Source organism: Bacillus sp. 196mf (genome assembly GCF_003217275.1).
Classification (GTDB): domain Bacteria; phylum Bacillota; class Bacilli; order Bacillales; family Bacillaceae_G; genus Bacillus_A; species Bacillus_A thuringiensis_S.
The window spans coordinates 34574-54466 of the sequence record NZ_QJTG01000012.1; the positions used below are offsets into that span (position 1 = coordinate 34574).

A 19893-nucleotide genomic window follows, 5' to 3' on the forward strand; every position below is an offset into this window, starting at 1 on the left:
CCTACGCTACCTATCCTCCCCAGAGGACAAATTTTAATTTTTGATAGGGGGGCTTCCGAAATAACTCGGAAAAACTTTTTTCGGTTTATCTTCATTTTCTTCGATTGTATGACAAACTGGACAAAGTAACCTTAAGTTATTTTCTTCTAATTTAAGAGTTGGGTCTTCTTTGATTGGTATTACGTGATGAACATGAGCACGCCTACCAAAGACAAACTGTCCACATCGTTGACAACATCCCTTCTCTCTTTCATATACCTTTGACCTGACATACTTCCATGCATCAGTACGATAAAATGGTTTGTTATCATGATGGTAGATGTTCTTCTTATCTTTCTTCTTTCTTGGCTTGTTACGCTTATGCTCTTCACAGTAACGTCCTTTGCTTATCTTGTTATGGCAGCCATTGAAGTCACAGTATTTCATGATAGTAAGTCAATGATATCTTCTTTCTTTTTAACATCAGCTGGAATCTCAATGCCTAGCTCATCAGCATACTCACGTAACTCTTTTATTGTCTTATTACTCAAGATAAGTTCTGTACCTGCTTCACTAATTGCCAACGTATCTTTAGTCAAATACCCTCCTGTTGAAAATCCTTTATCAGCAATCATACTCTCAGGATTAACAGTTACTTCAAATCCTGGTTCTTCACCTGAAGGAACAAATAGACTCTTCTTCTTTTCATTATCCCAATACTCTGTACCAGATATTGTTTTTCTAATTTCAGTAATCATTTACATTCACTCTCCTTATCTTTTCTTTAACGCTCCTACCAACCAACCTGACCAAAGACCTAAAATCATTGCTACTGTTATAGTCATTGCTTTTCTTTCTTCCAAGTCTCGAACTCTTCTTTAGCAAGACCCAAGCCTTTATCTAACCATTGCAACTGTATCTTGTTTTGTTCCACAATCTCAGAGCTAGTTTTAATTGTTACTACAATCCGTTCTCTTCTAGCCTCTTGTTCTTTAATCCACGCATCCATTTGCTTTACATATATCTCATCTGGACTCATTTACTTAACACCCTCCTTTTTAAATGCAACACGTTTGCGCTAATCTTTACCTAGATAACATCAATAACTCTCTCATGCCATCTACAACTTCTTTATCGTTTTCAACAAGCTTACCTTTAACAAAGATATCTCCATTGCTTTTCAGAGATACCATTTCTTGTTCACCAACTCTCAAGATGATACTGTCATGTGAAGTATCTCTTGCCAACTTATTCAAATCTCCATTATGGAACGTTAGAGTCATCTCTTCACCACCTATGTAATTTTTGCATAATAAAAAGCACCCTTATTGGATGCTCTCATGTAAATCAATCTGCACTTCTAAAGCATTAATAATTTCATTCAGCTCTTCTTTTCTGCTTACATTACCGAATTTTTTGCCTTCAAGGTCCCTTTTAGTTGAATCTAATTGATCTCTTAAAGGCTTAATTTTATCGCTTTCATACATATATTGCCTATCCGAATCAACTTTAGTTTTTACTGTCTCTAATATTTCTATTTTTTTCATTAAAACTTGAACTCGAAGCTCATGTTCTTGTTCGTTTTTATCCATCACTTTAATCTCTGTTTCTAATTCTTCCTTCCACTTTAAAAGCTCATCATAAATACCGTTAGTCATTTTATTATCACCTCGAATATTTAAATTCGACATAATTAGATATTTTCCTTTATTTCTACTTAATTAGAACCTTAAATCCAACTCAAAAGAGCAACCGTGCACCAGCTGCTCTTTCGTTAAAAACTTATGCTATTACTATAATTCATTATTTCAATAGGTACGATTCATTTTAGGAGTGAACCTAAATGATACCTTCTTGATCTGCAAACTTAATCAATCGAATTAACTCAGCATGTTTCTTTTTAACATGACTGGTGCTGTAGTTAATATTTTCTGCAACCTCTTCTAATGTCATTCCATCGATGTATTTCTTTTTAAGTATTTGATTATCTATCCCTTTAAACTTACTTACTAAATTAATCAATCGGACCCTTTGCTCTTTTTTTAACTTAATTTCTTTTCTTATTCTTTGAATATGCTCTTCTACCTTTGCACCATTTGAATCGGCAGTCAAACGAACTCCTCGTAAATCACCACTTATCCAACGTTTCAATTCTAACTGTGTCTTTTCAAGATTAAATTCCAGATATTCAATTTCTTCCTCTAGTCTTTGATAATCTTTCAACCATTCGTACAAATGATGATTCACCTACCTTTCTATACAGGGCAAAAATATCCTAATGTACTATTTGATCCTGCCTAGGTATTAACTTTACTAATTTAAGTGCAAAGTCCCGATTTGAATCACATACCCCTCGATGATATCCAGCTAACCCCATATCACCCTTTTCATGAGCAGTATCAGCCAGTTTTTTATTTTCACTTATTGATTGATTTAATTCATTTATCAATTCATCAAATATTTTGTTCATTTTACAATCCCTGCCCGTACAAAAATATTTCTCCATGCATTTGTAACTCTCTCCTTATCCATTGCTCTTGCACGTCGGTCAACGGCTTTTTTTATCTTCTTTTTCTTTAAGTTACCCACATCAACACTTCCTTCACTCTATTGTTTTAATCGAATCTTATTAAACGCTATTTATAGCCTGAACGAGCGGTTTTAGCACTTCCTAGACTTATTGTATTCTCAATTAAAAACAAGCCCTTTTTTACGTGATTTTAGCATCCTATTCATTCGAACTGTTGTTCTTTGAATAGCACCTCACGCAAGTCATTAATCGTTATATCCTTCTCAATTAAATCTTCCTCTTGTACATGGCAATTACGAACTTTTTCAACTGCTTTTTCCATTGTTTCCGCTTCAACAACCGCTTCATACATTTTCATTTGAGTAAAGGTAACATTGAATGTTTTCATTTCGTTCTCCCTTTCTATTCAAATAACACTTTGGTTTAATTTTACTCTTAAAAACTTCATCATATAAACTCATAAAAGTAGTTTATTTATTGCTTGTCTGCAACTTAATATCTGGAATAATTTCTTCCGGTCTAAACAGTACTTTGTAATGGTATGCATCTTCGTACTTAGCATCTGTTTGTTCTATGAAGTAACTTACATTATCACTTAATCCAAGGTAATGTTTCTTATATTTACCATCACCAGTCTTGCAAGTTACAGTTATCTTCTTCCCATCACCAGCGTCTAAAGCGCATAATCCCTCAATACTTAAAAGGTATTTATCAGTTATACCATTGAAGAACACTACTCTTCGTTGAACCTCAAATGAATCAGCTGATTTAGATAAATTTTGTGAAACTGTATCTGCTTCTGTACTACAACCTGCTAAACCCGTTATTGCCATAATAGACATTAAACCTGCAATTATTTTCTTTTTCATTTTCCGCTCCCCATTTCTTATAAAATTCAAATTGTATTACATTAAAAGAAGGCAAATTGTCCATACATACCCCCTTTGTTTCGCTCAATCCTGTAGACCTCCATCCTTACCGAACTGAGCAGCATTTTGGTTGATTTTTGTTAAAATCCGACTAATTTGAACTTGACTACACCCTATTTCATCTGCAATGTTTTGTTGTGTCCTATTCTGTAGACTCATATCTAATACGATGTGTTCTTTATGTGATAATTGAGATTTAAATGCCCGTATTACCATTCTATTAATCGATACATCCTCAACATTTTCTGCTTTTTTATCCTCTAACATGCTTTCCAAGGTTAATTCTTCATTTCCGTTAGATTGGTGTACAACTTTATTCAAGGACTGTACACCTGGTTGATAATGTAATGCGTTGATTACTACAGATACATCTTCATTTAGGATGTTTGCTATTTCCTCTGGCTCTTCACCTTCTAACTCTTGTCTCAGAATTTTCCCCTTTATACTGTATACACTCCGTTGTATTTTCACCTTTTGATGATCTCGAATCGCTCGTCCAATCTCACCTATAATTTTAGGAACAGCATACGTTGAAAATTTACAACCATACTCAAGATCAAAATTATCCCTTGCTTTAATAAGACCTATCATCCCAAATTGAGTTAAATCCTCTATATCTAAACCCGTATCATGTTCTATACTCTTCATTTTTTTCGCATATCGTTTCCAAACACAATGATGCACAAGCCTTCCATACTTCTTCATAAATTCAGTGTCTAACATTTCTCGAACGTTAACTTCAGCCTTTACTTGGTCTCTTTCTTCAGTCATTTTTAGATTCTCCTTCTTCAAAGTTAGGAAAGTGTTTTTCTTGTAACCTTGCAAAGGCTACCGAAAGTTCTTCTTTAGCTGAATGTTTATTATCTTCTAACACTTTTTTAAAATCATCCAAAAAATCCCGTACTCTTTCATCAGTTTTCGCTTTAACTATTAATTTCCACAGCAACTCTTTAATACCATCAAGTATTTCTCCACTCTTATTATTTGCCATTACCTCGCACTCCCTGCCGTAATTGGAATTTTATAACACCCTTCTCTTAACCGATCTAAAATACGTCCACCTTGTAAATGGCCCAGACGTTCCTGTAGTTCCTCATCACTACAGTTACTTGTAATAATCATTCGTCTCCACGTACTGTATCGATAATCAACAATCGTATATAAAAACTCTGCTGCAAACTCTGAAGGCTTTTCTGCTCCTAAATCATCTAGTACTAATACATCGCACTTCATGAGTAATGCCATAATTTCCGCTTTACTTTCCTTATCACTGCTAAATGTAGAGCGTATCCTATCTAACAGTTGTGTCACGTTATATACAATCACTTTAGGACCCATACTCTCTAAAGTGTGTTTAATCGAATAACACAGTCTTGTTTTTCCAGATCCGAATCCACCTTGTAAAAACAGCCCTTTTTCTTGCTTTTTTGAGATATTTTCAATAAAGTACCTTGCACCTTTAACTGCCTTCTCGACGCCCGCTCTCATTTCAAAGTTCTCAAGTGTAGCAGCGATATATCTTTCTGGCGTTGGCATTAAATATCGATTTTGTTCCCCTTGCTGCATTCTCTTTTGTGCTGCCTCTACAACATCCTGATATCTAATCTCATCTTGTTCCGCAGAGGGTTTCCTAAAGCATTTCGGGCATACTGGTTGCACTTTCCCCGTGGAATTAACACCCGGTACTTTTGCGCCTTTTAAATGTTTTAATAAATAGATAGGCAACTGCATCATTGGAACAAATATTTTACAAGTTTTACACCATGCACCCTCTTCAAGTGACATAGCCTTCATTAATTCCTCTACACTGACTGAGTTTCTCACTTCTCGATCGCTACTGAACACTCTTTGAAAAAGCTCTTCTCTCCCCATTTAGCACACCCCTAGAATGGCAAATCATCTTGTTCCTCTGCTGCTTGTTGGAAATGTTCCAACCGTTCCTCAGCAGACATTTCCGAATGTTGCTTTGTTTTTGGTTTGCTATTTAAGTAGCTTTCAAACTTTGTTCCAAATAGTGTTTCTGGTCTTAAATATTCATCCCATTTTGCATCTCCAAACCAATGAGATTTCTTTATGTCAATTACTTTCTTGAACTGTTCAACTTTATAGCCTTCAGCTAGTCTTGCTTTTATTAATGTTTGAGTTTTCTTAGTTGAGGTACGATAACTTTTATTACATGTAGTGTTGAGATAGTTTACTATCTCGACTATATATTCTGTAATCTCTGTAGATAGTCTCTGTGTATTCTCTGGTATTGGTCTGGTCAAATTGTCCGGTAGCACATGGTCACTTTTACCACTTCTTCTAGTCAAATTGTCCACATCGTTTACCGTTTCGAGCGAACGTAATTTATCATAATCAATGGTGTACCATTTAGTTTTATCGAATTTCATCTTGTTGTAATTACCAGTCAATAAAATCTTGGTTTCTTCTAAATTTTTCAAAATACGTCTAATTGTCTTTTCACTCCAAAACGGAAATTGTTTAGACCATTCAACAGCACTGTTATATATCCAACGTCTTTCATCATAAAAATGGTTAGAACGATTTAACCAGTAATGTATTTGTTGTAAAAAGACGGCTTCATTTAATCCAATACTCTTTGCTAATGATGGAAGAACTAGTAACGGTTCTTCGTTTATGATTAACTTGCTCAAATAAACACCTCTTATATTTAAGGAGCATAATCATGCCCCTCTTTTCATAAACTGGACATGTATGTTATATTTCTAATAAGTATATTTTTATAAGTATTTTTATTTAGTAACTTGTTGGCGCAAGTTACTTTTTTAATTACTTTCACCATCCTCTATAACTCCTAAAATATTGCCTTCTAAATCTTCAACTGTTCTATACATAGTTAATCCCAAATCATTTTTAAGGAAATTATTTATCTTTTCTTTCGCTTTTGGTGAATTGTCTATAAAATCCAATATCACTTTATTTACCGCCCAATAGAAAGGCATTTCATAAGATGGACAATCATATATATCTTTCATTCGTCCTTTTCGATGTCTATATTCCAATCCTCTATGCAAGGCGTATTCCATAAATGTTTTAAATGTTTCTTGATGCTTTTTATCTTCTTGATATTCTTTATATAGCCGTTGCCCTTCTATTGCATTCCCTCCAAGAAGAGCACACACCTCATCGATACTAAAATCCCAAAACTGAATAATATCTATAACCTGCTTTCCTATACTTAAAATTTGCTCCTTCACTCTGTTTAACACATTGTTAACTTCATTAATGAACAGTAATTTTTCACTGGCACGTTGTATTTCCATAATCTCCATTAACCATTCATGCTGTTTTTGTAAACTTCTCTTTCGGCCATACAATTCGTCCATATCTTTAAAATTCGACTTTAACCATCGCTTGTACCAAGCAATTGCATTAAAAACAATCATTTTATAGGGATATTCATTCCACTCTTCCCCAAAAACTTTAAAAAACTGAACTTGATTGATCATCTTTCCTTTTCCAAATGTTTCAGAAACAAAATGAATTTGATTATCACACGAATAGACGCAGATGTACTCTCCCTTATATTCTTTAAAAAGAAATACATTTTGTAATTGCTCGACCTGTAGTTGATCAGGAACTAAACTAAGTTGTTTTGCTTTCTTTTCAATACTTCGAAACACTTCTTTGTTTGTTATCATCTCCACGTAATGGTCCTCCTTTTAGATAATTAGATCATTGGTCTCCAGCCCTCAATAAACTTTAACGCCTCATCAAAATCTTTCTTTAAAATATCTCGATAGCTATTCACATCAAATGCATCTTTTAAATTTTTACCTAACAAACCAAACAACTTACGTGTAGTGCCATGAACCTCTTTATCAATATGGCCGTGCTCCCATAGAAAATAGATACGTCTACCTTTTGCCTTCTCTATTACTCGTTGTTGTCCAAAATCTATAGTTAATTGCTCTTCAATAACATGTTCTAACTTGCTAACTCGATTGTTTAAATTAGTTGCTCCTGCTGCAATTAGTTCGATTTGTTTGAATGGGTCAGTAGGGATTTCATTTTGCTTTTTTATATGTTGTTCCATTTGATGAAATCGTTCTATGTAAGAAGCGGAAAACAATGTCCCTTTCTTACCTGTCATTTTATGAGCAATTAATTCGCAGCCTTTTTTCGTGATGTTATAGCAAAGCTTTTTTCGATTCAATGAATCTTTGTACGAACTTTCAATGAAATAATTAGTTGGGCGCAATTTTGCGCTCATCTCTTCACCATCCAAATAGCTAATGTATGTTCTGATATCTCGCAATAATTCCTTATGTTCCTTTCCTACCATCTTTGCTACTTCCAAACTTGATAATGTCAGTTGTTCGTTTATTGGTGTTAATTGGTCCATATAAACCCCTCCTCATTTTTAATAATGCTTGTCCACCCTACACACTTGGAATGACTCTTATTGAATTCGTATGACGATGAACTAAATATAATTCACCATCTACCTTCTTAAAGATTAACCAGCTCTCAGGATTCAATTTGTATGATTTAAGGTGGATCTTTTCACGCTTGGTTAATTTTTTACCGTTTTTCATTTAAATTCCCCTCCAGTTACTTCGCAAATAGGTCGTCTACCGTTGTTTTAAAATGTCGTGCGAGTAATTTTGCTTCCGTAAGAGTAAAATCACGTTTTCCTTTTTCCTTTAGGTAATACGTTTGCTGGCATATGTTTACTAACTTCCCAGCATCCTCTTGCGTCATACGATGTTCTCTTCGAACAATAAATAGGTTTTTATACATCGCTATCATCATCCTTTATAAACTTTTCAATTGGCTTGTCCAAAAAATAAAATGTTAAAGAGACTATACAAATTACGAGTGCAACTATCATTAACGAAAACTGGCTTTCCTCAATCATTATTCGCCCTCCCGAAAGTACATTTTAAGTGAACTTAAATGTTAAAAAAATAATCTAAAAGTTCACTCATTCCTACCCTCTCTAAAATAGTCCACACTTACGCCTAATACATCTGCTATCTTACATATAACAGAAAAAGGCGGTTGTATAGTACCATTGACATATCCAGACACTGTAGCTTTTGCTTTACCTAATTCCTTTGACAGCTGACGTTGACTGACTCCATGTTCAAGAAGAATCCAAGTAAGTTTTTTGTTGTCAAAATCCACTATTGCTCACCTCACTTATGAAATCATCATAGCATAAGTTCACTAAAAATGTACATTATATTTTAAGTTTTTTTAAAATAAAACAAAAAAGTTTGTTTAGAGTGAACTTTTATATTACAATGTGTATGAGAGCTCTTTATAGAATGGAGGGATAAATATGTTAGGGACTAGGGTTAAAACACTTAGAAAAGAGATAAAGTTAACACAGCAAGCATTAGGAGATAAAGTAGGTTTGAAAAAGTCTTCCATCTCGGAAATTGAAAACGGAAGAAATGCTCCAAGTAATGAAGTGTTAAATAAACTGGCAGAAGCCTTTGGTGTTACAGCTGATTACTTATTGGGACGCTCAGTTCATAAACAATTAACAATGGATGAATCTTCTGAGATCAAAAAGGAAATGCTTGAAATGGCTGGTAAAATCGAAAAGCTTGATAGCTCCAAACAAGAAACCATTTTAAACATGATGAAGAATATCTTAGAACAAGCATCTAAATTATAGTAAAAGAGATTGACAGCTCATTTGCCATCAATCTCTTTTTTTAATTCTCCAATCGCTTGTAAGATCATTTCGCATTCTGTTTCTTTCTCCAATAATAAGATTTTTTCAATTAACTCCAACTTTTTAATATCTACCCCTACAGTGTTTAACATCAAAATTCCTCCTATTTCATTTTACTCAAAAATCAAGTGACACAGTTTTACGATGCGTAATTTTATTTGTGTCACTCCTTAAACGCACTGAAAGCCGCTACCGAAGTAGCGACTTTCTTTTTTATATTAACTATATTAACTTCCACCAGGATCAGTCATCATATACTGAACTAGATTTGTTTTTTCTATCTGATTAACTTCTCCAAATAATCCGAATCCTAATACCCCTACGCACATTAAAAGTGCAATTAAATTCTTTTTCATTGTAGCACTTCCCCTTTGTTCATTAAAATATCCTTACATAACTGTCCATAAAAACTTAACCCTGCTAATTCAAACTCGAGTAAAGCTTCTTTAATTCCTTCCATATCACCAATACATTTTGAATAAGAAAGACGTTGAAAAGGAGTAAATCCTTTTCTTTTCATCTGTTCAAACATTAAAACTCCTAACTCTCGATCACCATAGTTATATTCATAATTAGCCTGTTCATTTTCATGAATTACCGTAACATCAATCTTATCAATGTTTAAATTGTTAGTTATCCTTACATGCGCCAATGTAGATTGAAAAGCTATATACTTTTGAGTTTTTACAGGGACATTAACTTCTTCTAATTTTTTAATAGATTGTTCTATGAACTTTTCAGACATAATCGGCGACTCGAACTGGTAAGATTCACCAACGCAACATAATGATGTTGCTTTGACAATTGGAATATCTAGGGAAGAGTTAATTATTTTATAACATGTTTCCCTACATTCATCAAGTTGCACTCTCCAAAGATACATGTATGCCTTTCTTTCATTTGCTAGCATACTAAGATAATCTTTAATTTGACCTTTTTTTATTTTTTTTAAATTTTCTTCTACAGCGTCTACATATTCAATAATAGCGTTATTATTCGGCTTATCAGCTAATGCTAGCATATACAGTATATTAACCATCACCTGGCAATGTGGATTCGAAGAAAAACGCCTCTTATTCAATTCATCGTGCAGTGCCTGTCCTTTTAACTCATTTCTATTCCTCTTATTAAAAAGTTTATATATACTAAAAAAAATTCCTAAATTCGTTTTATTTTCATGCTTTGTTATTAAATGTTGCATCAGATTATATTCACCTTGAACCTGACAATATATTAAAGCCACTTCAATGTTAGAGATACTTTCACACATATTGAAAAATTCTCTTATGATTTTTCTTTTTTCAGTTGGATGCTCAAATAAAATCTCAATGGATTGAAAAAATACTGCTACATCCATTTCATATTCACAAATAAGTCCTCTCCTGAATGTTTCACGACTTACTTTGATTTTCTCAGCAAAATTTCTTCTTGAATATCCGCAAAATTCTATTCTTTTCAACAACTGATCCATTACATGTTGCAAATTCACTTCCCCCTTCTCCGAACATAAACTCTCCATCCTAACAATTTTTTCAATAAGAAACATTGTATAAATGTGATATAATAAGATGGACTCATACGAGGCAAGTGTTTCCTAAGTGCTAGTTAGGGAACGGTTCGAGAGGAGGTGTGAGAGTCCCTCTCAAACACGCTTCTATGGGTCTCTATTTATGTTCAATAATATTATTTTGTTAATTTCATAAACTTTCGAAACTGCAAATTCTCTTCCATAATTGGATATACGCACCCAATATAACACAATTCTTTTTAAAATAATTATCTTTTTTGATTTTTTCAACAATTGTTTCTCTAAAATGACAATTGTTTCCCATTCCCCCATTGTTTTGCTATTATATTTTAATTTTAAGGGTGAAAAACCAGCCATTATGAAAAATTCAAACCCATCCAATCATTGATTTCTGTCTATTCCCCAAAAACCCCCTTCTATTTTTTATCAATATTAACGGATAGCACTATATGATAATATAAAAGTATCCTTTCTGTTTTAATCAATATGATGGTTTAATAATAATTGAGTTCCCTTACTCTTCTGTTATTAAAAGTAAGATGGTTTAATTTCGTAGACATCCTTATTTGGATGTCTTTTTTTGTGTTTTATAGAAACTGCAATAATGCAATTTTGCATAATCACAAAAAATACACCATGTACATAATAGAAGTAGTACAATAAAAAACGTGGATACATTCTATAAAGCAGATTCTCTTATTATTAAGAGCGTAATATGTCAATTGCACTAGTGACATAGCGTTTATCTAAATATTTACCTCGCTTCTTTTTTATTGTGTGTGCTAACAATCTGGATTTAAAGATGATTCTGTTTTATAGGGTGTGTTTACATCCCTATAAAAGAGGTACGCCTCTATTTATTTAAAGAAATATTAAGCTGAAAGAAAAGGCCCTTTCATATTGATTGTGCCTTTTCTTTTTTTATACACGCTGATATACTATCCATACAAGGACCTTTAGCTCAGTTGGTCAGAGCAGACGGCTCATAACCGTCCGGTCATAGGTTCAAATCCTATAAGGTCCATTTGGTTTTTAAACGTCATATGTTATAATCGAATTTCCATCACAAAACGTCTTAGTTGCTTCAAACTTCTAAGACTAGAATCCGTTGCAGATTGTAGCGGATTCTTTTTATTGGACTGACTCCTTTTATTAACAAATGGCATAACATAAAATTAGCCGTTTACCAATTGTTATTTCTTCAAACTTAAATCCATTATTAAGATGTTCTCATTGGGACATCTTTTCTTTTGGTAACAAAAAAGCTATAATCTATTCAATAAATTGAATTATCACTCTTTATATAAAGGAGGAACCCCTATGGTGATCTATAAGGATGACAAACGAGGTACATATTTCTTCGTAGTAAGAGTCCGTCAGTTTGATGGGACAACCAAGCAAGTAAAACGTCGTGGGTTTAAAACAAAAAAAGAAGCACGTGAAGCAGAAGCTAAAATGTTAGTTGAAAAAGAATCAAACTCCAATCTAACTTTTGAGCACGTTGCAGATAGTTATTTTAATTGGTATACGCAGAGGAGGAAACAATCTTCAATAAATACCATAAAAAATGCCATCTACAATCATTTAATGAAAGAATTCGGGAAAATGAAAATTGACTGTATCACACCTAGACATGTAATGGACTATCAAAACAAAATGATCAATGAATACTCTGCGGAATATTTAAAAAAATTCCACACTACACTCTCAGCAATATTTAATTTTGGAATAAAATTTCATGGTTTAACAACCAATCCAGCAAGAATTGCTGGGAATTTTCAAAAAGAATCAAAGAAAAGAATTAACTTTTGGGAATTCGAAGAATTTAAACAGTTTATCAGTGTGGTAGATGAGCCCATGTATAAAGCATTCTTTTCAACTCTTTATTATAGTGGAGCAAGAAAAGGCGAACTACTAGCTTTAACTTGGGAAGATATAAATTTCGAAGAAAAGACCATCAACATTCACAAAACTAAATACAATCGTCAAGTTACAGAACCAAAAACTAAAGCTTCTAATCGAATTATTATGTTACCTAACTTTGTAATGAATTTATTAAGAGGTATAAAAAAAGATGCTGCACTAACAGCACCAGTTAAAAATGATTATGTTGTTTTTGGTGAATTCTATGATAGTCTCGCCACAACTTCATTACATAAAAAATTCAACAACTATCTAAAGATTGCTATGGTTAAAGAGATTGTAATGCATGAGTTTAGACATTCTCATGCTTCTTATCTAATAAATAAAGGTGTTAGCCCGCTGGTTGTAGCCCAGCGATTAGGGCATTCTGATGTAGCAACAACTTTAAATACTTATAGCCATTTGTATCCTTCGAAGCAAGCAGAAGTAGTTGCGTTTATGGAAAAAGATTTGCTATAATTGTTACCAAACCGTTACCGATTAACTATAAACCGTTGATATTATAACTTTAGAAAAGACCCTGTTCGTCAATTCCTTTTCTATCTGTCTTATTTCACGCCTAATTTTTCTTTCACTTTCGCTGGAAGCTCGTCTTTCTTCACTTCTTCCCAAGCTGTTACACCTTTTTTATCTGAGTGGTATACGCGTAGGAATGCTTCTTTACGAAGATTTTTTTGAGCTATGAATTCTAATTCTTTCTCTTTACCGTCTTTATCAAAGCCAGTCAGCTTGTATTCATAATCTTTAAATTTCTGCCCATCACTAGCTTTACTATCAAATTCTTTTCCATCTACTGTAATTTGAACATAATACTCATCTTTACCCATACGGTTTAAATCACAACCAACTAACAAACTTGCAAATACAACTAAAATACTAAATAGTGCAATGTATCTTTTCATTTCCTTCACCTCATATGTTTTTTCTTATATTCTTATCTTAAAGCCCGGAGCTTAAAGAAGAAATTCAAAAACATGACATGAACATTACACTTTTGTAAGATAATAATTATTTCTTCACTTTAGAAATTGTCATTCCATCACCAATTGGAACGAGTACAGATTCTAAATGCGGGTGGTTTGCTATCATTTCATTAAACTTCTTCATAACTTCTGTATAACGTTTTTGTTTTGCACTCTCATCAGCTACACTACCGCCAATAACGTCTTTCACGCCAATTTCGCCACTTATCACGTAATTTCCTTATACCGTTTATTACGCCTTCTATTATCCCCTCAATTATAATCTCTATTACAAGATATCTCACTAAACTAATAATAGGTTTAATTACGTATCTCCCTATGAATTCAAGAATATCCTCCATCATATTTTCCTCCTTCTTTTAAAAGGAAGCTGCTACTCCTCCGCTTCCTTTTACGTCCAGTTACAATTGCTGCCATACTGCGGTATATACCAACAAGAATAATACGACAACAACATGCACAATAACGCTATTGAATTGGGAAGAAACTTCGGTAAATACTAATACTATAATCAACATGGCTAATAGAATTATTTTTCCACCTATATTCGGGGATGCTCCAAAAACTTTATAAAATCAAAGACAACTTTACTACAACTCTTCCCGTAACTAATTTATTATCGTGGTAAACCGTCTTCCACTACATCCGTAACAGTTCCATTCGGTTCAAAGATTACACGTAATGATCCTTCTCCACCATAACCAGTATAGTCATATACTGAATAAGATTTATATTTCTCAATCACATGTGGCTGTCCAATTGCAGCTTTTACTTGATTCGCAGGCATACCTTTTTTGATTTTCAAATAGTGATTGTAACTTACTGCTGCCGAATTGTTATTTACATCTTTATACCACGGTACACGATCGTTTTTTTCTTCATATTCCTTTACAGGCTCTTCAATACGTTTCGTAGATACCCGATTCTCCTTACCTTTATCTTTATCTGTATCCTTTATAGCAGTACGTTCAATATTCACAACGTAACCATATGTATTTAATTCAACCATAATTTCATATGTACCATCCGTATCTTTTTCAGTATAAAATACGCGTTTTTCATTGTTATTATAATATTTTATGTTCTCACCACCGTAGTCAATCGTATTAAGAATATCCGTATACGTCATACCTTCCTCAATTTTTTGAGATTCATCATGAGAAATATAACGCTTCTGTGATGATGAAGCGTCCTCATTTTTAATACTTTCACGTTTACTCGTAGTCATAGGTGTTTTCTTCTGATCTTTTAGTACGTCACCTTCCGCCTTCGCTGGTTGCTTTGCTCCTACTTTTGTTAATACGTCTGTATCGCTAGAACAAGCTCCCAAAATCGATACTGTAGTCAACGCCATCCCTACTATAAGTACTTTCTTAAATGACTTCACTCTAATCCCCCCGGTATTTTTTAATATTTAGTAATCAACGTATTTAAATTAATACGGAACTATTCAGTTCTATACAATTTGCTATAGCCTTCTCCCTCATGCACCTTTTTTATATAAAATGAAACTTTAATCAGCCCTCACCAATCATCTTCGTTACAAATATTAACATTAAATATAACTAATAAATAGTATATTTCTGCTATTCATTTACATTTCTGTTGCATAATCTTGTCTTAAACGAACAATATGAAAGTCGAATTCACAATAATTATCATATATTCTATATATAATAACATTCAAATTAAATTCTAAAGTAACTTTACATGCATTTTCTGTTTTAACGCCAAAAGAAAAGACCTTTCTAACGATTTTATTCTATCGCTAAAAAGGTCTTTTCTATTTTGGCTAAAAACTTAGCACTCTTCTGGCTTACCAGCATTCGTCGCTGTACGGAAAAATGATCCAAATCTGCATGATGCGATTGCGTTTAGATAATCAATCGTGAATTATGCGTTCAATTTAAAGCAGGTTAAAAAATAATAACTCCTTATTCAATTAACATATGCATTAGTTTAACAACCTAATGCTGCTGTACCAACTGATAGTTTAGTTTTCAATATGTGAAAAGGGATTTCTAAATGATGAATTGAATATATATTTATTGTTTACTCGTTTTTGAGAGGTTCCTTTATGGGAGATAAGCTTTACTATATTCCTGTACTTCGCACAGTTCTATAATAACTAATAGTGATGCTGTGACGTGATTTTCTATTAGTGAGATAAAGTATTTTTCAATTCATTTATTATAAATTGCAACTCTCGTCCTCCAGAATTATTTCTTTTGGGTGAAAGTTTTTTTATGATATAAGTTTCATTCTGTCCTAATTTAAAGGTTTCGAGAGGAGAAATGATATGAACCCTATTTTATTAGATGTTCCGTTACAAATAGAAACAGACAGACTCATTCTTCGAGCACCACTTCAAGCTGGTGAAGGGGATATAGTACAACAAGCTATTAAAGATTCCATTAATGAATTAAAGCAATGGTTGTCTTTATTTCAGTCCATTCCTACTGTTGAAGAAACGGAAATTCTTCTGAGAAATGCACATATAGATTTTTTGAAAAGAGAAAGCTTTCGCTATCTTATCTATCATAAAGAGACGAATGATTTTGTTGGAACAGCTAGCCTTCATCGAATTGATTGGAAGGTTTCTAAATGTGAAATTGGATACTGGATTAACACGCAATTTAGTGGCAGTGGATATATGACAGAAACAGTAAGTGCGTTAACAAACCTTGGATTTCAGTTATTCAAATTTAGAAGGATTGAAATACGATGTGAATGTAATAACACGAAAAGTCGTGCACTCCCTGAAAAACTAGGCTTTGAACTTGAAGGGATATTACGTAATGAAGATTTTTCAGCTGACGGCAAACAACTAACTGATACTTGCATCTATGCAAAAATAAAGTGAAATATTGATTAGCCTTGGTAATCGGGCTTTTACGGCAAAAGAAAAGACCTCCTTAACGATTTTATTCCATCGCTAAAAAGGTCTTTTTCTATTTCGGCTAAAAACTTAGCACTCTTCTGGCTTACCAGCATTCGTCGCTGTACGGAAAGATGATCCGCATCCGCATGATGCGATTGCGTTTGGATTGTCGATTGTGAATCCGCCGCCAAGCATAGATTGTTTATAATCAATTTTTACTCCTTTAACAATTGGAGCACTTTCTGTATCGATAACAAATTCAACACCGAAAAACTCAAGAACTGTGTCGTCTTCTTTTGGTTCTACTTCAAATCCTAAGCCGTAAGAAAGGCCAGTACATCCGCCGCCATGTACAGCAAGGCGCACGTACTTCTCTCCATCTTCAGCATCTTTTAACATATCTTTAATTTGAAAAGCTGCTTGTTCTGTTACTTCAATCATGAAATACACCATCCTTTCTGTTCTCATTCTATTATACATCTTTACGCTTCTATCTTGTACTCATACACTCCGCGGCAAATTACTTCCGCAGGTCCTTTCATTAACACGTTTCCTTCTTCTGTCCACGCAATCATTAAATCGCCGCCAGCTAAATGGACTGTAATTTCTTTACCACGTTCCATCTTGCCATTCAAAATAGCAGCTACAACGGCAGCACATGCCCCTGTTCCGCAAGCTTGCGTTACACCAGAACCACGTTCCCAAACGCGGAAATTCATTTCTTCATCGTTTAAAATCTCGATAAATTCAACATTCACTCGCTCTGGGAACATTTCATGTGTCTCAAGAACTGGACCAAGTGTTGTAAGAGGTGCCTTCTCTACATCCTCAACAAAAATAACCGCGTGCGGGTTCCCCATTGAAACAGCCGTAAATGCATAACGATGATTATTGTATAAGAAGTTTTCACGAATAAATGGTGTTTCACCTTCACCGAGCATCGGTATCTCTTCGCGTGTTAAGCGTGGTGCACCCATATCAATTTTCGCTAATATAACTTTTCCATCTTCTACCGTTACTTCTGCCGTTACAATGCCAGCTAACGTTTCAATTGTGAAAACTGTTTCCTCTACTAGTTTATGCTCATACGCATATTTCGCTACGCAGCGCAAACCATTACCACAGCTCTTTCCTTCTGATCCATCATTATTAAACATACGCATTTTCACCGGAGCTACATCAGACGGACAAATTAAAATCATTCCGTCTGCTCCAATACCAGTATTAATATTTGAAACCTTTTCCGCCACAAGAGCTAAATCTTCTTCAGGAATTTGCTCTTCAAACATATTTACATATATATAACTATTGCCAAGACCATGCATTTTTGTAAAAGAAAATTGGCTCATTTGTATTCACTCCAAAAATAATTTGTTATTTTAAGTATAGAATGCATGCTTTTAGAACACAATATGAATGTCCCCCGTTTCTCATATTTGACAACGTTTGGCGATGAGCCACTCTTACACACATTGTGTAAGAAAAAAGCCCTTCTAAAAAGGGCCTTTTTTTATTTATCTATAGTATTAAACTACCCTCCAAAATAACGTTTTATCTAAAATAAAATGAAAAAGGCGTTGCTCATTCGCAACACCTTAAAACATTGGATTTTCATCCAAATACTCATATACATTATTAACAAGCTCTTCTACTGTTGCACCTTGTACAACTTCACCATTTACAAGTGCAAACGGTCCTTCAAAACAAATACCACAATACCCTAGACAACCATACTCCATTACATCTAAATTTGGATCTTTTTCTAATTTTTCTAGAGCTGCTTGTGAACCACTTGCAAGGTTACCTACACAAAATTCAATTAATGGTTTAATCAAAATTCTCCCCCCTGTACTACAAAACAAATTACCTTCTGACTTCATCTATAAGAAGAAAACTAAGCTGTCTCTTGTTGTTTTCGTTATACATCCTAAACTATTTAGTTACTTCACTATTTCACTTCAAAGTAGATGATTTTATTTTATATAACATGCTACTTGCAATGAAATAGTAACTAAAAAGGCAAAACAGTTTACTTTACTTTTCTTCTTATTGTACAACAGAGTATTCATTCATGCATTGTTATTTGTTCACAAATTCGATATAATTTGATTGAGTAAAGTCAAAATATTTTATTAATATAAAATTTTATGATTAGGGGATATTTCAACAGAAAAGGGGTAATCCATCATGAAACACCTCGTAATACTAGGTGGCGGCTACGGTGGAATGAGAATTCTACAAAGGCTACTTCCAAGCAACCAACTTCCAGATGATGTACAAGTGACATTAATCGACAAAGTACCATATCATTGCTTCAAAACTGAATATTATGCATTAGTTGCGGGTACTATTTCAGAAACGCATATTCGTATACCGTTTCCTGAGCACCCACGCCTCAATATTCAATACGGCACAATAACAAATATTGACCTCGAAGAAAAAGCGGTTCATCTCGATGGCGGTGAAGCAATCCAATATGATGATTTAATTATCGGACTTGGCTGTGAAGATAAATATCATAACGTTCCTGGGGCGAAGGAATATACACATAGTCTACAATCAATTGAACAAACACGTAAAACATATGAACAATTAAATAGTCTAGAACCAAATGCAACAGTAGCTGTCGTTGGTGCTGGCTTAAGTGGTGTGGAAGTTGCAAGTGAACTTCGCGAAAGCCGTTCTGATTTAAAAATCTATTTATTTGATCGAAAAGATAGAATTTTATTCCCGTATCCAGAGAAATTAAGTAGATACGTAGAAGAATGGTTCGTAAAACATAAAGTTAATATTATAAGAAACTCTAACATTACAAAAGTGGAACCAAATATTGTGTATAATCACGATGAACCACTTGAATGTGATGCAATTGTCTGGACAGCTGGTATTCAAGCAAATGAAGTTGTTCGAAACCTTCCAGTTGAACAAGACGGTAGCGGACGGGTTGTCTTAACGAAATATCACAATATTCCAAACAACGAGCACGTTTACGTTGTAGGAGATTGCGCAGCACTTCCACATGCACCATCTGCCCAACTTGCTGAAGGTCAAGGAGAACAAATTGTCCAAATATTATTAAAACGTTGGAATAATGAACCACTCCCTGATGAACTACCTGTTATTAAATTAAAAGGTGTTCTAGGATCTCTTGGTAAGAAGCATGGATTCGGTTTACTCGCAAATCAACCGTTAATGGGACGTGTGCCAAGATTATTAAAATCCGGCCTTCTTTGGATGTACAAATATCATAAAGGTTAATACTTTACAGGCTGCCTACTATGTAGGCAGCTTCTTTGCATCAGTTTTTAAAAATTATCAGACACATCTTTCTCAATATGTATAATGATTTATTTTTCATTTTTATATTAAAAACTATTGATAAACAGTGTATGCTATTTGTAAGTTGTTTTATTATTTCCTTGAAGAC

General features: G+C 33.8%; 34 protein-coding genes, 1 tRNA gene and 1 pseudogene. 5 read left to right on the top strand and 31 right to left on the bottom strand.

What is annotated here, in order from left to right; translation table 11 throughout:
• Nucleotides 1-33: 33 nt before the first annotated feature.
• The 20 genes from ATL10_RS17270 to ATL10_RS32365 all read right to left on the bottom strand — a co-directional run bounded on the left by ATL10_RS17270 (nucleotide 34) and on the right by ATL10_RS32365 (nucleotide 8592).
• Entirely contained in the window at nucleotides 34-426 is a 393-nt protein-coding gene (locus tag ATL10_RS17270) for an HNH endonuclease (protein ID WP_038413837.1), read from the bottom strand.
• Entirely contained in the window at nucleotides 423-737 is a 315-nt protein-coding gene (locus ATL10_RS17275) for a Rho termination factor N-terminal domain-containing protein (RefSeq protein ID WP_110497223.1), read from the bottom strand. Before ATL10_RS17275 ends, ATL10_RS17270 begins: the two co-directional genes overlap by 4 nt.
• A gap of 83 nt (nucleotides 738-820) precedes the next feature.
• Nucleotides 821-1018 (bottom strand): hypothetical protein, encoded by a 198-nt coding sequence (locus ATL10_RS17280; RefSeq protein WP_110497225.1) that lies wholly within the window; start codon nucleotides 1016-1018, stop codon nucleotides 821-823.
• A 46-nt stretch (nucleotides 1019-1064) separates the two neighbouring features.
• Nucleotides 1065-1262 (bottom strand): hypothetical protein, encoded by a 198-nt coding sequence (locus tag ATL10_RS17285; protein WP_110497227.1) that lies wholly within the window; start codon nucleotides 1260-1262, stop codon nucleotides 1065-1067.
• A gap of 42 nt (nucleotides 1263-1304) precedes the next feature.
• Nucleotides 1305-1637, bottom strand: a complete 333-nt coding sequence (locus tag ATL10_RS17290) for a hypothetical protein (RefSeq protein ID WP_110497229.1) — start codon at nucleotides 1635-1637, stop codon at nucleotides 1305-1307.
• Between the two features lie 181 nt (nucleotides 1638-1818).
• A complete protein-coding gene (locus ATL10_RS17295; RefSeq protein WP_162841978.1) occupies nucleotides 1819-2214 on the bottom strand; it encodes a hypothetical protein in 396 nt (131 codons plus the stop codon).
• A gap of 40 nt (nucleotides 2215-2254) precedes the next feature.
• Nucleotides 2255-2485 carry a glyoxalase gene (locus ATL10_RS17300; RefSeq protein ID WP_220037384.1) on the bottom strand — a complete coding sequence of 77 codons (231 nt, stop codon included), beginning with the start codon at nucleotides 2483-2485 and terminating at the stop codon, nucleotides 2255-2257.
• Entirely contained in the window at nucleotides 2446-2568 is a 123-nt protein-coding gene (locus ATL10_RS17305; RefSeq protein ID WP_110497233.1) for a DUF3983 domain-containing protein, read from the bottom strand. The genes ATL10_RS17300 and ATL10_RS17305 overlap by 40 nt, the downstream gene beginning before the upstream one ends.
• Nucleotides 2569-2711: 143 nt before the next feature.
• Nucleotides 2712-2897: a hypothetical protein gene (locus ATL10_RS17310; RefSeq protein ID WP_110497235.1), complete on the bottom strand. Its 186-nt coding sequence runs from the start codon at nucleotides 2895-2897 to the stop codon at nucleotides 2712-2714.
• An 82-nt stretch (nucleotides 2898-2979) separates the two neighbouring features.
• The gene (locus ATL10_RS17315; RefSeq protein WP_000726817.1) at nucleotides 2980-3378 is read right to left on the bottom strand and encodes a beta-sandwich lipoprotein; all 399 of its coding nucleotides are present in this window, start codon (nucleotides 3376-3378) and stop codon (nucleotides 2980-2982) included.
• 84 nt (nucleotides 3379-3462) lie between these two features.
• Complete coding sequence (locus ATL10_RS17320) at nucleotides 3463-4209, bottom strand: sigma-70 family RNA polymerase sigma factor (RefSeq protein WP_110497237.1); 747 nt, start codon at nucleotides 4207-4209, stop codon at nucleotides 3463-3465.
• A complete protein-coding gene (locus ATL10_RS17325) occupies nucleotides 4202-4429 on the bottom strand; it encodes a hypothetical protein (protein ID WP_079245645.1) in 228 nt (75 codons plus the stop codon). Before ATL10_RS17325 ends, ATL10_RS17320 begins: the two co-directional genes overlap by 8 nt.
• Complete coding sequence (locus ATL10_RS17330) at nucleotides 4429-5310, bottom strand: ATP-binding protein (RefSeq protein ID WP_110497239.1); 882 nt, start codon at nucleotides 5308-5310, stop codon at nucleotides 4429-4431. The genes ATL10_RS17325 and ATL10_RS17330 overlap by 1 nt, the downstream gene beginning before the upstream one ends.
• An 11-nt stretch (nucleotides 5311-5321) precedes the next feature.
• On the bottom strand, nucleotides 5322-6095 hold the full coding sequence (locus ATL10_RS17335) for a conserved phage C-terminal domain-containing protein (RefSeq protein WP_110497241.1): 774 nt from the start codon (nucleotides 6093-6095) through the stop codon (nucleotides 5322-5324).
• Nucleotides 6096-6227: 132 nt separating this feature from the next.
• Nucleotides 6228-7103, bottom strand: a complete 876-nt coding sequence (locus ATL10_RS17340) for a hypothetical protein (RefSeq protein ID WP_258375780.1) — start codon at nucleotides 7101-7103, stop codon at nucleotides 6228-6230.
• A gap of 29 nt (nucleotides 7104-7132) precedes the next feature.
• Nucleotides 7133-7807: a Rha family transcriptional regulator gene (locus ATL10_RS17345; RefSeq protein WP_110497245.1), complete on the bottom strand. Its 675-nt coding sequence runs from the start codon at nucleotides 7805-7807 to the stop codon at nucleotides 7133-7135.
• A 37-nt stretch (nucleotides 7808-7844) separates the two neighbouring features.
• Nucleotides 7845-8000 (bottom strand): DUF6906 family protein, encoded by a 156-nt coding sequence (locus tag ATL10_RS31310; protein ID WP_181419330.1) that lies wholly within the window; start codon nucleotides 7998-8000, stop codon nucleotides 7845-7847.
• Between the two features lie 16 nt (nucleotides 8001-8016).
• The gene (locus ATL10_RS17350) at nucleotides 8017-8205 is read right to left on the bottom strand and encodes a helix-turn-helix transcriptional regulator (protein WP_021727908.1); all 189 of its coding nucleotides are present in this window, start codon (nucleotides 8203-8205) and stop codon (nucleotides 8017-8019) included.
• Nucleotides 8198-8323, bottom strand: coding sequence for a hypothetical protein (locus tag ATL10_RS31910; protein ID WP_256423582.1), 126 nt, complete (start codon nucleotides 8321-8323; stop codon nucleotides 8198-8200). The genes ATL10_RS17350 and ATL10_RS31910 overlap by 8 nt, the downstream gene beginning before the upstream one ends.
• 62 nt (nucleotides 8324-8385) lie before the next feature.
• Nucleotides 8386-8592, bottom strand: a complete 207-nt coding sequence (locus ATL10_RS32365; RefSeq protein ID WP_021727906.1) for a helix-turn-helix domain-containing protein — start codon at nucleotides 8590-8592, stop codon at nucleotides 8386-8388.
• A gap of 157 nt (nucleotides 8593-8749) precedes the next feature.
• Between ATL10_RS32365 and ATL10_RS17360 the strand changes: the two genes are divergently transcribed.
• Nucleotides 8750-9091 carry a helix-turn-helix domain-containing protein gene (locus ATL10_RS17360; RefSeq protein WP_110497247.1) on the top strand — a complete coding sequence of 114 codons (342 nt, stop codon included), beginning with the start codon at nucleotides 8750-8752 and terminating at the stop codon, nucleotides 9089-9091.
• Nucleotides 9092-9108: 17 nt separating this feature from the next.
• Here ATL10_RS17360 and ATL10_RS31915 read toward each other — a convergent pair whose 3' ends face one another.
• The 4 genes from ATL10_RS31915 to ATL10_RS17370 all read right to left on the bottom strand — a co-directional run bounded on the left by ATL10_RS31915 (nucleotide 9109) and on the right by ATL10_RS17370 (nucleotide 11036).
• Nucleotides 9109-9243, bottom strand: coding sequence for a hypothetical protein (locus ATL10_RS31915; RefSeq protein ID WP_256423580.1), 135 nt, complete (start codon nucleotides 9241-9243; stop codon nucleotides 9109-9111).
• A 135-nt stretch (nucleotides 9244-9378) separates the two neighbouring features.
• Nucleotides 9379-9507 carry a hypothetical protein gene (locus ATL10_RS31920; RefSeq protein WP_256423579.1) on the bottom strand — a complete coding sequence of 43 codons (129 nt, stop codon included), beginning with the start codon at nucleotides 9505-9507 and terminating at the stop codon, nucleotides 9379-9381.
• Nucleotides 9504-10622, bottom strand: coding sequence for an AimR family lysis-lysogeny pheromone receptor (locus tag ATL10_RS17365; protein ID WP_258375779.1), 1119 nt, complete (start codon nucleotides 10620-10622; stop codon nucleotides 9504-9506). Before ATL10_RS17365 ends, ATL10_RS31920 begins: the two co-directional genes overlap by 4 nt.
• A gap of 183 nt (nucleotides 10623-10805) precedes the next feature.
• Nucleotides 10806-11036 (bottom strand): hypothetical protein, encoded by a 231-nt coding sequence (locus ATL10_RS17370; protein ID WP_110497282.1) that lies wholly within the window; start codon nucleotides 11034-11036, stop codon nucleotides 10806-10808.
• A 593-nt stretch (nucleotides 11037-11629) separates the two neighbouring features.
• On the opposite strand from ATL10_RS17370, the gene ATL10_RS17375 reads away from it, so the two are divergent.
• Nucleotides 11630-11703 (top strand) — tRNA-Ile (locus ATL10_RS17375).
• A gap of 296 nt (nucleotides 11704-11999) precedes the next feature.
• The gene (locus ATL10_RS17380) at nucleotides 12000-13061 is read left to right on the top strand and encodes a tyrosine-type recombinase/integrase (protein ID WP_000237488.1); all 1062 of its coding nucleotides are present in this window, start codon (nucleotides 12000-12002) and stop codon (nucleotides 13059-13061) included.
• Nucleotides 13062-13150: 89 nt separating this feature from the next.
• On the opposite strand, the gene ATL10_RS17385 is transcribed toward ATL10_RS17380, so the two are convergent.
• The 4 genes and pseudogenes from ATL10_RS17385 to ATL10_RS17405 all read right to left on the bottom strand — a co-directional run.
• On the bottom strand, nucleotides 13151-13504 hold the full coding sequence (locus tag ATL10_RS17385; RefSeq protein WP_000833143.1) for a YxeA family protein: 354 nt from the start codon (nucleotides 13502-13504) through the stop codon (nucleotides 13151-13153).
• Nucleotides 13505-13610: 106 nt separating this feature from the next.
• Entirely contained in the window at nucleotides 13611-13796 is a 186-nt protein-coding gene (locus ATL10_RS17390; RefSeq protein WP_002094183.1) for an O-methyltransferase, read from the bottom strand.
• Nucleotides 13797-14201: 405 nt separating this feature from the next.
• Nucleotides 14202-14972: a hypothetical protein gene (locus tag ATL10_RS17400; RefSeq protein ID WP_016513190.1), complete on the bottom strand. Its 771-nt coding sequence runs from the start codon at nucleotides 14970-14972 to the stop codon at nucleotides 14202-14204.
• Between the two features lie 413 nt (nucleotides 14973-15385).
• Nucleotides 15386-15478 (bottom strand): annotated as a pseudogene (locus tag ATL10_RS17405) (iron-sulfur cluster assembly accessory protein); the annotation flags it as partial.
• Nucleotides 15479-15884: 406 nt separating this feature from the next.
• Here ATL10_RS17405 and ATL10_RS17410 point away from each other — a divergent pair.
• Nucleotides 15885-16448: a GNAT family N-acetyltransferase gene (locus ATL10_RS17410; RefSeq protein WP_001068190.1), complete on the top strand. Its 564-nt coding sequence runs from the start codon at nucleotides 15885-15887 to the stop codon at nucleotides 16446-16448.
• A gap of 105 nt (nucleotides 16449-16553) precedes the next feature.
• On the opposite strand, the gene ATL10_RS17415 is transcribed toward ATL10_RS17410, so the two are convergent.
• The 3 genes from ATL10_RS17415 to ATL10_RS17425 all read right to left on the bottom strand — a co-directional run bounded on the left by ATL10_RS17415 (nucleotide 16554) and on the right by ATL10_RS17425 (nucleotide 18301).
• A complete protein-coding gene (locus ATL10_RS17415) occupies nucleotides 16554-16907 on the bottom strand; it encodes a HesB/IscA family protein (RefSeq protein WP_000573830.1) in 354 nt (117 codons plus the stop codon).
• Nucleotides 16908-16948: 41 nt separating this feature from the next.
• The gene (gene dapF, locus ATL10_RS17420) at nucleotides 16949-17815 is read right to left on the bottom strand and encodes a diaminopimelate epimerase (protein WP_000077394.1); all 867 of its coding nucleotides are present in this window, start codon (nucleotides 17813-17815) and stop codon (nucleotides 16949-16951) included.
• A 246-nt stretch (nucleotides 17816-18061) separates the two neighbouring features.
• A complete protein-coding gene (locus ATL10_RS17425; RefSeq protein ID WP_000595026.1) occupies nucleotides 18062-18301 on the bottom strand; it encodes a YuzB family protein in 240 nt (79 codons plus the stop codon).
• 352 nt (nucleotides 18302-18653) lie between these two features.
• On the opposite strand from ATL10_RS17425, the gene ATL10_RS17430 reads away from it, so the two are divergent.
• A complete protein-coding gene (locus ATL10_RS17430) occupies nucleotides 18654-19724 on the top strand; it encodes an NAD(P)/FAD-dependent oxidoreductase (protein WP_000682065.1) in 1071 nt (356 codons plus the stop codon).
• The last annotated feature ends 169 nt before the right edge of the window (nucleotides 19725-19893 follow it).

What these genes read in the sequence shown, in the direction of transcription:
- ATL10_RS17270 (WP_038413837.1), bottom strand. Translation starts at nt 426, where the DNA reads ATGAAATACTGTGACTTCAATGGCTGCCATAACAAGATAAGCAAAGGA.
- ATL10_RS17275 (WP_110497223.1), bottom strand. Translation starts at nt 737, where the DNA reads ATGATTACTGAAATTAGAAAAACAATATCTGGTACAGAGTATTGGGAT.
- ATL10_RS17280 (WP_110497225.1), bottom strand. Translation starts at nt 1,018, where the DNA reads ATGAGTCCAGATGAGATATATGTAAAGCAAATGGATGCGTGGATTAAA.
- ATL10_RS17285 (WP_110497227.1), bottom strand. Translation starts at nt 1,262, where the DNA reads ATGACTCTAACGTTCCATAATGGAGATTTGAATAAGTTGGCAAGAGAT.
- ATL10_RS17290 (WP_110497229.1), bottom strand. Translation starts at nt 1,637, where the DNA reads ATGACTAACGGTATTTATGATGAGCTTTTAAAGTGGAAGGAAGAATTA.
- ATL10_RS17300 (WP_220037384.1), bottom strand. Translation starts at nt 2,485, where the DNA reads ATGGAGAAATATTTTTGTACGGGCAGGGATTGTAAAATGAACAAAATA.
- ATL10_RS17310 (WP_110497235.1), bottom strand. Translation starts at nt 2,897, where the DNA reads ATGAAAACATTCAATGTTACCTTTACTCAAATGAAAATGTATGAAGCG.
- ATL10_RS17315 (WP_000726817.1), bottom strand. Translation starts at nt 3,378, where the DNA reads ATGAAAAAGAAAATAATTGCAGGTTTAATGTCTATTATGGCAATAACG.
- ATL10_RS17320 (WP_110497237.1), bottom strand. Translation starts at nt 4,209, where the DNA reads ATGACTGAAGAAAGAGACCAAGTAAAGGCTGAAGTTAACGTTCGAGAA.
- ATL10_RS17325 (WP_079245645.1), bottom strand. Translation starts at nt 4,429, where the DNA reads ATGGCAAATAATAAGAGTGGAGAAATACTTGATGGTATTAAAGAGTTG.
- ATL10_RS17330 (WP_110497239.1), bottom strand. Translation starts at nt 5,310, where the DNA reads ATGGGGAGAGAAGAGCTTTTTCAAAGAGTGTTCAGTAGCGATCGAGAA.
- ATL10_RS17340 (WP_258375780.1), bottom strand. Translation starts at nt 7,103, where the DNA reads ATGATAACAAACAAAGAAGTGTTTCGAAGTATTGAAAAGAAAGCAAAA.
- ATL10_RS17345 (WP_110497245.1), bottom strand. Translation starts at nt 7,807, where the DNA reads ATGGACCAATTAACACCAATAAACGAACAACTGACATTATCAAGTTTG.
- ATL10_RS31310 (WP_181419330.1), bottom strand. Translation starts at nt 8,000, where the DNA reads ATGAAAAACGGTAAAAAATTAACCAAGCGTGAAAAGATCCACCTTAAA.
- ATL10_RS17350 (WP_021727908.1), bottom strand. Translation starts at nt 8,205, where the DNA reads ATGTATAAAAACCTATTTATTGTTCGAAGAGAACATCGTATGACGCAA.
- ATL10_RS31910 (WP_256423582.1), bottom strand. Translation starts at nt 8,323, where the DNA reads ATGATTGAGGAAAGCCAGTTTTCGTTAATGATAGTTGCACTCGTAATT.
- ATL10_RS17360 (WP_110497247.1), top strand. Translation starts at nt 8,750, where the DNA reads ATGTTAGGGACTAGGGTTAAAACACTTAGAAAAGAGATAAAGTTAACA.
- ATL10_RS31915 (WP_256423580.1), bottom strand. Translation starts at nt 9,243, where the DNA reads ATGTTAAACACTGTAGGGGTAGATATTAAAAAGTTGGAGTTAATTGAA.
- ATL10_RS31920 (WP_256423579.1), bottom strand. Translation starts at nt 9,507, where the DNA reads ATGAAAAAGAATTTAATTGCACTTTTAATGTGCGTAGGGGTATTAGGA.
- ATL10_RS17365 (WP_258375779.1), bottom strand. Translation starts at nt 10,622, where the DNA reads ATGGATCAGTTGTTGAAAAGAATAGAATTTTGCGGATATTCAAGAAGA.
- ATL10_RS17370 (WP_110497282.1), bottom strand. Translation starts at nt 11,036, where the DNA reads ATGGCTGGTTTTTCACCCTTAAAATTAAAATATAATAGCAAAACAATG.
- ATL10_RS17380 (WP_000237488.1), top strand. Translation starts at nt 12,000, where the DNA reads ATGGTGATCTATAAGGATGACAAACGAGGTACATATTTCTTCGTAGTA.
- ATL10_RS17385 (WP_000833143.1), bottom strand. Translation starts at nt 13,504, where the DNA reads ATGAAAAGATACATTGCACTATTTAGTATTTTAGTTGTATTTGCAAGT.
- ATL10_RS17410 (WP_001068190.1), top strand. Translation starts at nt 15,885, where the DNA reads ATGAACCCTATTTTATTAGATGTTCCGTTACAAATAGAAACAGACAGA.
- ATL10_RS17415 (WP_000573830.1), bottom strand. Translation starts at nt 16,907, where the DNA reads ATGATTGAAGTAACAGAACAAGCAGCTTTTCAAATTAAAGATATGTTA.
- dapF (WP_000077394.1), bottom strand. Translation starts at nt 17,815, where the DNA reads ATGAGCCAATTTTCTTTTACAAAAATGCATGGTCTTGGCAATAGTTAT.
- ATL10_RS17430 (WP_000682065.1), top strand. Translation starts at nt 18,654, where the DNA reads ATGAAACACCTCGTAATACTAGGTGGCGGCTACGGTGGAATGAGAATT.